Source organism: Pseudomonas sp. (assembly GCF_033723075.1).
Taxonomy (GTDB): Bacteria; Pseudomonadota; Gammaproteobacteria; order Pseudomonadales; family Pseudomonadaceae; genus Aquipseudomonas.
Genome location: NZ_JAWVXU010000042.1, coordinates 1 through 13817 on the forward strand (window position 1 = coordinate 1; position 13817 = coordinate 13817).

General features: G+C 60.0%; 8 protein-coding genes. 4 read left to right on the top strand and 4 right to left on the bottom strand.

The features are described from left to right. The 3 genes from R3355_RS23790 to R3355_RS23800 form a co-directional block, all read right to left on the bottom strand. The coding region (locus R3355_RS23790; protein ID WP_318963602.1) for a TRAP transporter substrate-binding protein at positions 1-717 on the bottom strand (717 nt) is incomplete at its 3' end. Between the two features lie 51 nt (positions 718-768). Beyond that, a complete protein-coding gene (locus R3355_RS23795) occupies positions 769-2043 on the bottom strand; it encodes a TRAP transporter large permease (protein ID WP_318963603.1) in 1275 nt (424 codons plus the stop codon). After that, positions 2040-2570, bottom strand: a complete 531-nt coding sequence (locus R3355_RS23800) for a TRAP transporter small permease (protein WP_318963605.1) — start codon at positions 2568-2570, stop codon at positions 2040-2042. The genes R3355_RS23795 and R3355_RS23800 overlap by 4 nt, the downstream gene beginning before the upstream one ends. Positions 2571-2959: 389 nt before the next feature. Between R3355_RS23800 and R3355_RS23805 the strand changes: the two genes are divergently transcribed. The 4 genes from R3355_RS23805 (at position 2960) to R3355_RS23820 (ending at position 8624) form a co-directional block, all read left to right on the top strand. Next, positions 2960-3856, top strand: a complete 897-nt coding sequence (locus tag R3355_RS23805; protein WP_318963607.1) for a helix-turn-helix domain-containing protein — start codon at positions 2960-2962, stop codon at positions 3854-3856. A gap of 855 nt (positions 3857-4711) precedes the next feature. Next, entirely contained in the window at positions 4712-6109 is a 1398-nt protein-coding gene (locus R3355_RS23810) for an iron-containing alcohol dehydrogenase (protein ID WP_318963609.1), read from the top strand. Positions 6110-6123: 14 nt separating this feature from the next. Next, the gene (locus tag R3355_RS23815) at positions 6124-6885 is read left to right on the top strand and encodes a glucose 1-dehydrogenase (RefSeq protein ID WP_318963611.1); all 762 of its coding nucleotides are present in this window, start codon (positions 6124-6126) and stop codon (positions 6883-6885) included. Between the two features lie 473 nt (positions 6886-7358). Continuing rightward, positions 7359-8624, top strand: coding sequence for an OprD family porin (locus R3355_RS23820; protein WP_318963612.1), 1266 nt, complete (start codon positions 7359-7361; stop codon positions 8622-8624). Positions 8625-9482: 858 nt separating this feature from the next. Here the strand turns inward: R3355_RS23820 and R3355_RS23825 are convergent. After that, positions 9483-13589 carry a DEAD/DEAH box helicase gene (locus tag R3355_RS23825; protein ID WP_318963613.1) on the bottom strand — a complete coding sequence of 1369 codons (4107 nt, stop codon included), beginning with the start codon at positions 13587-13589 and terminating at the stop codon, positions 9483-9485. Positions 13590-13817: the final 228 nt, after the last annotated feature.

Consider the following 13817-nt stretch of genomic DNA (forward strand, 5'->3'; position numbering starts at 1 on the left):
GATCAGCAGCCCCGGCAGGTAGTGCACCCGGGTGATGCTGTAGAACTTGCTGACCTCGGTGAATCTGTCCATGACAAACTGATCGGGCGAGGTGTCGGCACCATCAATCACACCCTGCTGCAGGGCCATGTAGAGATCGCCGTAGGCCATGGGGGTGGACTGAGCGCCCAGCGCTTCATAGGTCTTCACATAACCGGGCGATTGCATGACGCGCAGTTTCTGGCCCGACATGTCCTCCACACCGTTGATCGGCTTGGCGGTGAACAGGTTGCGCTCCATCGCCGAGACGAAGCCCAGGCCAACCATGTTGTAGTCCGGCAGCAGATCGAGGAAATGCTTGCCCAGCGGACCGGACAGCGCGGCATTGGCCTGGTCCAGGCCATCGAACAGATACGGTACATCGAAGAAGCTGAAGGGCTTGATGATCGAGGTCAGCGCCGCTTGGCCGGTTACCAACATATCAAGGGTGCCACTGCGGGCCGACTGGATCATCTTCACCTCGCCGCCGAGCTGCGATTGCGGGAAGGTGTTGATAGTCATCTCGCCAGCGGACTTCTGCTTGAGTAGCTCGCCCATCTTCTCGGCCATCACTTGGTAATGGCTCTCCGGGGCCAGGACGTGCCCCAGGTTGAGGCTTAGGGCCGAGGCGGATCCGGCAGCCAGCAACAGCAATGGCGCGCACAGGTGGGTCATGATCGAACGAATGATCGATTGCATGGTTATACTCCTGACTTGGTATTGTTGTGTGGAGGGGGTGAGCGTGATCACTCAGGGGAGGAAAAAAGTAGATAACGCCGGCACATAGGTAATAATCAGCAGGTCGAGCACCAGTACGCCGAGAAATATGAACAGCGGCCGCATCAGTTGCTCCATGCGCACGTTCGCTACCTGACAGGCGACGAACAGGTTGACCCCAACTGGCGGAGTGACCATTCCTACCGCCAGGTTGACCACCATGATGCAGGCGAAGTGGATCGGGTCGATGCCGAACTGGGTGGCGGCCGGGGCGAGGATCGGCGCGAGGATGATGATCGCCGCCAGGGTCTCGAGGAACATGCCGATCAGAAACAGTGCCACGTTGATAATCAACAGGAACACCAGCGGATTGTCCGAGATACCGGTGATCAGCGCGCCGAGCATGTGCGGTACGCGGTTGATGGTCAGCATGTAGGCGAAGATCGCGGCGAAGGCAACGATGATCAGGATGATCGCCGTGGTCAACGCTGAGCGACCGCATACGTCCAGCAGGTCGCGCCAGTCCAGCTCACGGTAGATGAACAAGCCCACCACCAGCCCGTAGACCACAGCCACCACGGAGGCCTCGGTAGGGGTGAACAAGCCACTGTAGATGCCGCCGAGAATCACCACCGGCATAAGGATGGCGAAGATCGACTGTTTGAGCGCGACCAGCACCCCGACCGCCCACTGGCCGAAGGTGATCGGCTCGATCAGGTCGTAACCGCGCAGCCTGGCGATCACACAAGTGCAGAGGATCAGCGAAGAGCCTACCAGCAGCCCCGGCAGGATACCGGCAAGGAAGATAGAAGCCACCGACACGTTGGCGGCCAGGGCGTAGACGATCATCGGGATCGACGGCGGAATGATGACGCCCAACTCACCGGAACTGGCGGCCACCGCAGCCCCAAAGGGACGTGGATAGCCTTTCTTCTCCATGGCGGGGATCAACACCGAACCGATTGCGGCTGTGGTTGCCGTGGAGGAGCCGGACATGGTCGAGAAAAACATTGAGGTCAGCACCACGACGCCACCGAGGCCGCCGCGGATCCAGCCAAGAATTGCATTGGCGAGATTCACCAGGCGCTTGGCGATGCCGCCGGACTGCATCAGGTTACCGGCCAGAATGAAGAAGGGAATGGCCATCAGGCTAAAGGAGTCGAGTGACTCGAAGACGCTTTGCGCCACTGTCACCAACGGCATGCCCTGGTAGCTGAGCAGCACCATCGAGGAAGCGCCCAGGGCGATGGCGATCGGCACGCCGATGAACATCAGCACCAGCAACGAAATGAAGAGAATGCCGGTCATGCTTTTGTCTCCGCCAAGGCCGAGGCGATTTCATCGTCTTCCTCGGCGCCGAGAATACCGACCCTGGATTTGACTGCCTCATAGACCAGCGCCAGGGTGTTGAGCACGGACAAGGTAAAACCCACAGACATGGCGGAGTAAGTCGTCGCCATGGGTATTTCCAAGACCGGCGAACCCTGGGTGCGACCGAGTTCTGCCCACTCCAACCCGACCCAGATCAGGATTAGGTAGAAGGCCAGCGACATCAGGATCGACAGATATTTAAGACCGGCGCCGAGCCTGCGTGGCAGGGCATAAACCAGCACCTGGACACCAATCAGTTTGCCTTTGCGCGCCGCTACGGCGGCACCAAGGAACACCACCCAGATCATCAGGTAGCGCGACACTTCTTCGGTCCAGGGCAGCGATAGGTCGTACTGCATATGACTGAACACAAAGCGCGTGAGTATGCCGGCGACTACACACAGAACCATGCCCAACATGGCGACGCCGCAAAGCTTGGTAACGAGACTGTTCAGTCGATCCATGTACACAACGAAGCTCCGACCCGGGCACGCAAACCAGGACCCCGTCTCATACGTCAATGTCTTATTTTTATTCATCGCAATTCCCCTCGAGAATCTATCGTGGGCTGAAATCGCTGGCCAGAAGGCAGCCTCCAGTTCAGTTACGGCGACGCTCCGGGCAGGACCTGGAAACATCGACTGAGGCGAGTATAGGAAGGGAAATACCGGCTTCGTTAGGACAATAGCCACGGCATTCTTGGACGATTCTTCGCGGAGGCACGGATGTCTGTACTAATTGTCCAACCCTGTGCTTCACTCAAAAGACATTGGCGCCACCGACTCAGTCGAATAGGTACCATGTAAATACTTTCTCTAATAAAAACAATAATTTAAAGATGGGATTACAAGCCATGCATGCCTGTAACTGCTGCAGTATTCCAACCTACAAGATCAGGGACTTCGGTGACTCAGTGAAATCCGTGACCTTCGATTTTGCGGCCATGCAGCATCGAATGAACATTCTTCCCTACCCCCATCGGCATGATTTCTTTCATGTCATATGGATCACCCAGGGGTCGGGTACGCATCTCATCGATTCGGTTCGCTATAGCGTGAAACCGAACACGCTGTTCTTCATGATGCCCGGTCAGATACACGACTTTGAATTGTCCGAAGACACTTCTGGTTATAATTTCAACTTCAGCTCGGAGTTCTTCCTGCTGAACATGCGCAGTGACGCGACCATCAGCGACATCCCCTTCTTCCGCCCTGCCGATCCGATCCAGGCGCTCTACCTGACGGATGAGCTGGCCGCTCAACTGCAGTTCGTCACCGACCGCATCGCCGAGGAGTACCAGGCCGAACGCACCGGCTACCATGATGTGATCCGCTCCTACCTGCATATCTTCTTCCTGCAGGCCGCGCGGCTGGTCAGCGTGGCGGATATCCCCGAGCACGCCTCGCCGAACATAGTGCTGGCGCGCCGCTTCCGCAAATTGCTGGAGAAGGAGCCGATCACGCTGGTTAGCGCCGGGCGCTTCGCCTCGATGCTGCATGTGACCGAACGGCGCCTGTCGGAAGCCACTAAGATGGCGGAAGGATTGACCGCCACCGAGGTGATTCAGCATCGTTTGGCGCTGGAAGCCAAACGCCTGTTAGCGCACTCCGAGTTCAACATCGCGACAGTGGCGACCCATCTGGGCTTCGATGATCCAGCCTATTTCAGCCGGTTCTTCAGGAAAAAGGTCGGCGTGCCACCCTCGGAGTTCAAGCGCAGAGTGCACGTCGACGAGGGCATGGACCTCTGAGCAGAGTGCGCCGGAGTAGCGGAGATAGACGACACGCAGGGGGCGACCGGATCAGCGCACTTCTTGTGCAGTGGTTGGCCAGATAGATCTTGGCTTCCGCCATCGTCTCTTCAACGAAATGAAAGGTGCTGGAGAAAACACTCCCCCTCATCAGCCGGTCCCTCGCCCAGGCCGAATTCATACTTACTCTGCCATTGCTTGACGGTTGAGTTTTCCCGTTTCAACACCTGTTCGGTTTATCCGGTCGAGTCCTTTTTCTCACTATTGGCTACGACCGAGTCGTGCCCACAATGACGGGCAGATCGTGCCAGTGCCCAGCATCCTGCCTTCAAGCGGTCAACACCTTGCCGGGCAACATCAAAACGCCGTAACCGGAACCTTCTACGCATTCAATTTCAAGCCTGCGCCACGCTATCTGCCTGGCCGAGTTCCAGTATCGTTTCAATCACTGCTTCGATCTTGGCGCCTTGCTTGATAGAGCGAGCGGTTCTGCGACGCGGCATAGACGCCGCCCATGCCTTAGCGGCTCCTCAGTGTCCTGAGGTTCATACGCAACCAAGGATTGATTTGATATTCCTCGACGATGTGCTCTGCATTCTGTCCGGCCTGTTCAAGCAGGTACCGCGCCATGAGGCCACGCTCATCGGAGCCGATGTCACCAGTTGTTTGAACCCCTCTAAGCGCTTACGCCCGCCAGCATGCCGAGCGAGTTGCGACGTGCGCTGAGCCCCACGCCGTAAATTCATCCCACTATTACTGCAAAACGTCCTAACCAGCTGTCGCATGCAGGCCATACGATTTTTTCACGCAAAGCGGACCGCATTTCCGCAGTGAACGACAAGAACTGGAGACAGCATGAGCAACCCTTTCGCAAAGGACAGGTCCCATTGCCCCGCGTTGTATCAGCCAATCGTTGCACATTGCACGGAAGAGTCGGTCATGAGCCCTGGGACTGCGGGCGGCTCCGCGCCGGAAGCACCCAGCACCGACGACCTAGTGCGGCCACAGACATCGACCGGCCACCCCACCGAGGGATCAGTAAGCCAGAACAGGCGGGAGCGGACAGTATGGAGTTTCAATAGCGCTCAGGAGGTGCTATTCGGGGTTGGTGCCATCGCGCGTATTCCGACGCTGTTGCGGCGCTTCAACGCCTCGCGAGTGGCGCTCTTGAGTGATCCGGGTGTGGCGCGCGCCGGTGTGCTGGCCTCGGTCGAAAAGGTCATGCTGGATGCGGGCATCACGCTGTTTGTTTACGCTGAGGCGATGCCAGAGCCGGACATGGCCTCGGTGCTCCGTTGCGAGGCCGCGGTGCGTGCAGCACAACCCGACTTACTGATCGCGGTGGGCGGTGGTTCGAGCATGGACCTAGCGAAGATCATTGCCCTTTTGTTAACGCATGGCGGTCATCCATCCGACTATTACGGCGAGAACCAGGTGCCCGGGCCAGTCATGCCGGTCATTGCCATTCCGACGACGGCCGGTACCGGTTCCGAAGTCTCACCCGTGGCCATCGTTACCGACGATAAACTCAACATCAAAGTCGGCATTTCGGACAATCGATTGCGGCCTGCCGTGGCGCTGCTGGACCCGCAGCTGACCCTGGGGTTGCCGCCGTATATCACCGCCTGTACCGGTATGGACGCGCTGACCCAGGCGATCGAAGCCTACTACGGCAAAGACTTTCGCTACATCGATGCACCTGGCGACCTGATTTATCAAGGCTCCAACCCCTTGAGCGACTATTTCGCCGAGAAGGCCATCGGCATGATTGCCGAACACCTGCCCATCGGCATGCACCAGGGCGGAAATCTCGAAGCCCGCAGCCAATTGCTGCTCGGTAATCTTTATTCGGCGCTGGCCTTCACCAACTCGGGCGTGTCGTGGGTGCATGCGGTGGCCTATCCGCTCGCCGAGCTGGCACCACGTCCGCACGGAGAATTGGTCGGTCTGCTGCTGCCATACGGCATGCGATACAACATGGTCGTACACCGCGACAAGTTGGCCCGCATTGGCGAACTGCTCGGCGCCCCCGCCTCTCTGTCGCGCGATGCGAAATGCGAAGCCGGCGTGCAGCGGATTTTTCAGTTGCTCGAGACACTGGGCCTACCGTCACGCCTCTCGCAGATCGGCATCGAGGAAGCTCAGCTCGAATCGATCGTCGACGATTCGCTCAATATCGAGCGCCTGAACCGCATCAATCCGCGTACGCCGCGTCGCGACGACCTTCTCGCGCTACTGCGCAGCGCCCTGTGACAAGAGGAAAACCTATGCGATTGAAGGACGAGGTGGCTATTGTGACCGGTGCAACTTCTGGGATTGGCGCCGAAATTGCGCGCCGGTTCGCGCTGGAAGGCTCACGCGTGGCCGTGGTGGGTCGTCACGCGCAGCGCGGTGCCGACGTCTGCCGAGAGATCGAAGCGGCGTCCGGCCACGCCGCCTTTTTCGCAGCTGATGTGACCTGCGAGTCGGATGTGACCGCGCTCGTCGACGCAGTGCGACAACGTTTCGGGCAGGTCTCGGTGGTTGTCAACAACGCCGGTCTGTCGATACCGGGCACCGTCGTAGACACCTCGCCTAAGCAGTGGCATGACCTTTTCGAGATTAATGTGACGTCGGCCTATCTTCTAAGCCGTTGTGTGCTGCCGCAGATGCTTGAGGTGGGCCGAGGCTCAATCGTGAACATCTCGTCCGAAGCAGGACTGAAGGGACTACGGGATCGCGCCGCATATTGCGCAGCGAAGGCGGCACTTGTCGGGCTGACCAAGGCGATGGCTGTCGACCATTCGGCTCACGGCGTACGAATCAACTGCATATGCCCAGGAACGGTGGAAACACCGATGATCAGCCGGATGATCGAAGCCCATCCGGACCCGGACCGCCTGCGCAATACCTTCCTTCAGCGCCGCATCACGCCCTACCTGGGTACACCCAAGGACATCGCCGAAGCTGCGCTGTACTTCGCATTGCCCGAAAATCGCTACGTGACGGGTGCGATCCTGGCCATAGATGGCGGCTCTTCGGCGTCCTGAAATATCGCTCCAACAAGACGTTTACAACATCCGTATTGGTCCTCATATGAACCAAAAGGGGAAGGATGTAGTCATTGCGAAAAAGTGGACGAGTGTTGCTGATGTTGTCGGAGAAATAGAGGGCGATGCTGCATAACTCGTAAGCGTTCAGTTATTGCACCGACGACTAGAGTCTGGGGCTGATCAAAATGTCACTCGGGGTAGCCCTGCAGCGCTACATCCTCGCACGAATGAATTTCGCTCTACCGGTATGCGGAGCGAGCGAGATGAAAACATAGCTGTTCCAGCAGCAGCGGATTGATATGCGCCAGTTGCTGGCTCAGGCGCTCGAGTGATCGTTGAATCCAAGTACTGACTCGCCTTCAGCGCCCGCCCTGAACAGGCTTGCCACCACAAGTGCTACCAAGCGGCAGGCACTATATGGAAGACGATTGCGAAAAACTTCAATTCAATAACAACAAGAGGAACTACCAATGCGACACACCCCGACACTCAGCCGCCAGCTGCTGGGCGCCAGCATCGCCCTGGGCCTGGCCGCCCCGGCCTTCGCGGCCTTCGTCGACGACAGCAAGGCCGTGCTGGATACCCGCAACTTCTACATGAACCGCGACTTCCGCCAGCACGGCGCCGCCCAGGCCAAGGCCGAGGAGTGGGCCCAGGGCTTCATGCTGCGCTTCGAGTCCGGCTACACCGAGGGCCCTGTCGGCATCGGCTTCGATGCCATCGGCCTGCTCGGGGTCAAGCTCGACTCCAGCCCGGACCGGGTCGGCACCGGCATCCTCAAGAGCGACCGCGAGGCGCCCAAGCGCGCCCAGGACGAGTACGGCGAGGCCGGCCTGACCGCCAAGCTGCGCGCCTCCAACAGCACCCTCAAGCTCGGCACCCTGCAGCCGGTGCTGCCGGCGGTGATGCGCAACGACAGCCGCCTACTGCCGGTGACCTTCCGCGGCGCCTGGCTCAACAGCAACGAGGTTGAGGGCCTGAGCCTGGACCTCGGCCGCCTCGACCGGATCAACCAGCGCGACTCCTCGGACAACCAGGAGATGACCGTGTACAACGGCGGCAAGCGCAACATCGTGCTGGGCAGCGCCAAGACCAGCGACGAGTTCCTGTTCGCCGGCGCGCGCTACCAGTGGACTCCGCAGCTGTCCACCGGCTACTACTATGGCGGCCTCGACGGCATCTACCAGCAGCACCTGATCAACCTGGTCCACCAGCTGCCGCTGGGCGAGGGGCAGAGCTTCAAGTCGGACATCCGCTTCGCCCGTTCTCGCGACGACGGCGGCAGCAACGTCGACAATGACGCCTTCGGCGCGCTGTTCACCTACCGCCTGGGCGCCCAGGGCTTCACCGCCGGCTACCAGCACCTGTCCGGCGATACCGGCTTCGCCTACATCGCCGGCGCCGACAACGCGCTGGTCAACCTGGTGCAGATCAACGACTTCGGCAACCAGGACGAGCACTCCTGGCAGCTGCGCTACGACTTCGACTTCGCCGCCCTCGGCGTGCCAGGGCTGACCTTCATGACCCGCTACCTGTCCGGCGACAACGTCGACCGCAATGCCGGCCTGAGCGAAGGCAAGACCTGGGAGCGTGACACGGACATCGCCTACGTGGTGCAGAGCGGCCCGCTGCAAAATGTCGGCCTGCGTCTGCGCAACGCTACCACCCGCAGCAACTTCGGAAGCAACCTGGACGAGAACCGCTTCATCGTCAGCTACAGCTTGCCGCTCTGGTGACGATGAAGTCAGGGAGCACCACCAATAGGTGGGAACTTACTCCGGTGATCTGCCGTACTCTGAGTTTTAGTTGATTGTAAATCATCAGAGTTATTGACGTTGGAAATGGGTAGCCATGGCCTTCGGCTTACCATGGCTACCGCGCTCTTGATGTCGGAAGATAACGAGCGTAAAGGGATGGCTCTAGTAATGGGAGTGGCAACAGCCAGCACCTCTGCGGGTGAAATGGGTAAGCCATCGGCCCGACGTCTCCGGCATCGGACTGCTAGCATCCAGGCTTGGCATTGAGAATTACTTGCAGACGGTCATCGCGCTACAGCTTATAGCTCGGTATTTGGTCTGAGCAGATCTTGGCTAGACTTTCTATGCTGAGTTCAGTCATAGCGGTGACTTGCTTCCAGTATCACTTCTCACCCCCAAAACTGACACAGCAAACCTACCACCAATTCGATCACTGAAAATTGCTGCGCCGGATGGTAAGGACGATAATCTGGAGTAACTCTCGCGAAGATCCGGAATGGAGTTGGGCACCTGAGCTTTCCATCTCTGCCTAAATCGCTGCATGTGGCTAGGGGTCAAAATCGACTTCGCTAATTTCGCTTTTTGTGCCCAGACTAGTCAGTCTTAAGTGTCAGTAGGTGCTGTAAACTGCAGATGGTAAAAATTGCTCGGCACCTTGCAGAATGCGGCTTAGAGCAATTTAAAGTAACTTCAGATTAGCCAGGATTCCTGTACCGCATTGCCCTCCGAAGGGTGGTCGTGGGTTCGAATCCCGCCTGGTGCACCATATAAACGCAAAGGCCTCAGGTGAAAACCTGGGGCCTTTGCGTATCCGGGCGCATGCTCCCGGCCGCGTTACTACACTTGGTCGCCCTTGAGCAGGCTCAGCAGCGCATCGGAATCCAGCTTGCCGCTGACCTCGCCGCCACCCAGCAAGCTGTCGGCAAGGTCGCGTTTTTGCCCGTGCAGGGCGACGATCTGCTCCTCGATGGTGTGTTCGGTGACCAGCCGATAAATGGTCACCGGCCGCTGCTGGCCCATGCGGTGGGCGCGATCGCTGGCTTGATCCTCCACTGCAGGGTTCCACCAGGGGTCGAGGTGGATCACGTAGTCGGCGGCGGTCAGATTGAGCCCGGTACCGCCGGCTTTCAGACTGATCAGAAAGATCTCGCCGATGCCGGCCTGAAAGGCGTCCATGCGCACTTGGCGCTCCTTCGGCGGTGTGGCGCCGTCGAGGTACTGATAGCTGATGCCCTGCTCGTCGAGCCAGCCACGAATGATGCTCAGATGGTCGACGAACTGGCTGAACACCAGCGCCTTGTGGCGGTTATCCAGCAGCTCCTCGACGATTTCGGCAAAAGCGGCCAGCTTGCTGCCACTCAGACCGCAACCCGGCATGACCAGGCGCGGGTGACAGCAGAAGCGGCGCAGACGGGTGATTTCCGCCAGCACCTGCAGCGACTTGCCCGGCGCCGTAGTGCTCAGCGTGTCCAGCGCCTGCTGGCGCAGGGCCTCGTACAGGTGCCTCTCCTCGCTGGACAACGGCACCTTGTAGGTAATCTCGGTGCGCGGCGGCAGTTCATCAAGCACCTGACTTTTCAGTCGACGCAGAATGAATGGCTGGATCAAGGCCTTCAACGCCTTGCGCGCGCCCTGCTCGCCACGCTCGATCGGCGTGGAGAAGCGCTGGGCGAAACGTTCCTGGCTGCCGAGCAGACCCGGGTTGATAAAGCGGAACAGGTTCCACAGTTCACCCAGGTGGTTTTCCACCGGGGTGCCACTGGCGATCAGCTTGAAGTCGGCCTGCAGGGTCATCGCCGCCTGCGAGCGTTTGCTCTGGGAATTCTTGATCGCCTGGGCCTCATCCAGCACCACGCTGGTCCAGTGCTGGCTGGCGAACGCCTGATTGTCCTGCTGCAACAGGCCATAGCTGACGATCACCAGATCCAGCGGCCCAAGACCATCGAGGTGACGGTTCTGCTGGTAGATATGCAGCCTGAGCGTCGGCGCGAAGCGCGCGGTTTCCGCCTGCCAGTTGAGCGCCACCGAGGTCGGCGCCACCACCAGTTGCGGCCCGGCCGGTGCCCGGTGCAACAGCAGCGCCAGGGTCTGCACGGTTTTACCCAGGCCCATGTCATCGGCCAGGCAGGCGCCGACGCCCCACTGGGCCAGACGTGCCAGCCAGTCGAAACCCTCGCGCTGGTAATCGCGCAGCTCGGCCTGCAGGGTGCTCGGCAGCTGCGGCTGGAAGTGCTTGAGCGATTCGAGTTTGTCCAGGTGCGCTTGCCAGCCGGCATCGGCCTGAAACTCCCCGGCCTCTTGTGCCAAGCCGGCCAACAGTGGCGTGGTCAGCAGATTCAGGCGCAGACCGTCATCGCCGACTCGATCGGCCAGATGAGCCAGTTCGTCCAGACGCTTGCGCAGGCTGTCACTCAGGGCCAGCCAGTCCTGCTCGCCAAGCTTGAGGAAGCGCCCGGTGCTGGATTTGAGCAACTCCAGAAGCTGGCGCAGGTGCAGCACGCGGCCATCGTCCAGCTGCACTTCGCCGTTGAGCACGAACCAGTCGCCCTGCTGCTTGAGCCCGAGCTTGAGCTGGCCCATGCCCGGCCGCGCCTTGATCCGCATGCGCTCGCCTTCAGGCCAGACGCATTGCAGCCAGTCGCCCTCCAGTGCCTGCAACTCACTCAAGACCTGCAAAGCATCCTGCGGCTCGGCCAACTGCCACTCCTGACCATCGCTGTCGGCCTGGGCAAGTGCCGGGCAGGCCTGCAACACCCGTTGCAAAGAGGCAGATTCGGCGTGCAGGTCGCGGCTGGCCTGCAGCGCTTTACCGTCCAGCTCACCGAGTACGTTCTCCAGTCCATGACCGGGTTTGAACCAGCTGCTGCTGGCCAGCGGTCGCACCAACAATTGCAGGCGCAAACCGGCCTCCAGCGGCAGCAGGTGGGCATACAGGGTACTGTCGGCGTCGACGCTGTCGAGATGACCGGCCAACTCGGGCAGGTCCGAGTGGATCGGTAACAGTGGTGCAATCGCTCCGATGGCCTCGACCAATTGCGTCTTGGCGGCCTGCGGCACACTGAGGCCGTCGCCGACTATCTCGGCGATTTGGCGTAGCTCACGACTGATCGGGTAAACCAGCAGGCGCGTCGGCGTCTCCTTGCGCAGCAGCACGTCAGGATTGCCCTGCACACCGCTTGGCTCGAGCTTGAGGTGAATCTGCGTGCCTTGCGACTTGAGCTGCAGGCTCACTTGACCGTGTAGCAGATCAATCCGCACATCCGGCGCATCGGCCCAGAACAAAGCTGGATGCCCGACCAGTCTGGGTAAGGCATGCTCGGCAGACAGCTCGTAGCGCGCGCCCCCATAGTAGTAATCACTACCCAGCTGGATCATGCGAATCGTCTGTCTATCCTGCTCCAGGAGGAAGTCCAGACTGTCGCCGTCCTCGAACAGGCGCTTGAGGGCCACGGCGCGGCCCTTGCTCCACTGGCCCTTGGCGCCGAGCTTCTGCTCGCGTGGCTCGACACTCAACTGATGAGGATTGAAGGTAATCAACCAGGCCAGTCGTGCCGACTTCTGGGCCTGCATCGCACCCGACTCGGCCTTACCCGGCTTGAGCAGGGACAGTGCGGTCAAGGCATGCTGCCAGGCTTCCTGGCGCTGATAGAGGCTGACCAGCGGCACCAGACCGGCCTCCTGGTGCCAGTCCGGCTGACGCCGCGGCTGGGCAAACTGCTGCGCCAGCAGGGCATCCAGCTCCTCACCCAGCCAGTGGTAGCCCGCTGCCATGAGCTCGTCGCGAAAGCCACCCAGTTGCGCGCGCCAAACCGGCTCGCGAACCACCTCGGCATCAGCCCAGTACAGCCCCAGGGCCAGCAGCAGACCATCGAAGCCATTGAACACCAACGCCCCACTGAAGGACTGATCAAGCCGCCGGACACTGGCCTGTTGCTGCTCGACCAGCAGCTGCATAGCCGGGTAAGCACGACCGTAATACTCTTTCAGACCCAGGCTGACGGCCTGCTTGAGCGCCGGGAACAACTGCTTGTCCGCACTGGCCAGCAACAGCAGGCAATAGAATCCGTTGAGTATCGGCGGCAGTTCGACCTTGCGCTTCTTGCTTTGCCGCTTGATCGCCAGCATCCACTCCTGCATGGCCAGCAAGGCTTGCGCATACTGGCCACGCAACACCTGAAGGATGAACTGCTGCATGAACGCCAGACCACCCCCTCCCAGCGCTTCAAATTGCAGCCAGTCGCCACGCCACAGGGCCTGCAACATCATCTGCAACGACAGCTCCGCGCTGGACGAAGAGTCTTCGAGCAAGACCAGCCCCTGCCGATAAGCCTCATCTGCCGGTTGCAGCTGCCAGTTCACCTGCCCCAGATAATCCTCCAGCAACAGGCTCTTGACCTCATGCCTGAGCATGGCAAACACCTGCTTGCCTGGTTCGTCGGCCAGTAGTTGCTGGCAGGGCGATTCGCCGATCAGGCTATGGCGTAGCGAACTCGACTGCAGCAGAGCCAAACCCTGCTGTACCTCATCCGTCTGCCCTCCCAGAATGGCCAGCCACAGACTCAGCCGCTGATTCGCCTGGCTGGGTATATCCCAGGCGCTACGCGACGGTGCGATGCTGCTGCGTAGCGCAAGCAACCAGCTGTCTTTGCTGATGTCGCTATTGAGCTGCTGCAGCACAAGATTGCGCCGCTCGGACGGCAAGCAATAGGGCTGCCCACCTCCGCCGAGGCTGACCCAATCGAGTCGGTGCAGCATCGCCAGTATCTCGCTCAGCGCCGGGCCGTCCATTGCCCGGGCTGAGGAGCTGCGTACGCCGATCTCGCGCAACTGCTCGAGCAAAGCGGTTTTATGCTTGCCCGGGAAGGACAGAGCCAGCACATAGAGCACCGCCTTGTAGGCATCTGGCAGGGCGGCAAGCCCGGAAGGGGTTGCGGGGGCGGACATCGAAAACTCCAGCCTTAAAAGGAAAAACAGACGCGCGATACTAACAAAACACAGGATTGCGCGAGCCGTAGGGCACCTGAACTTGGCCTTTCTCGCGCGCAAAGACAAACCCCCCACCTGCTTACGCAGATGGGGGGTTTGGAATACAAGCTTGACGATGACCTACTCTCACATGGGGAAACCCCACACTACCATCGGCGATGCATCGTTTCACTACTGAGTTCGGGA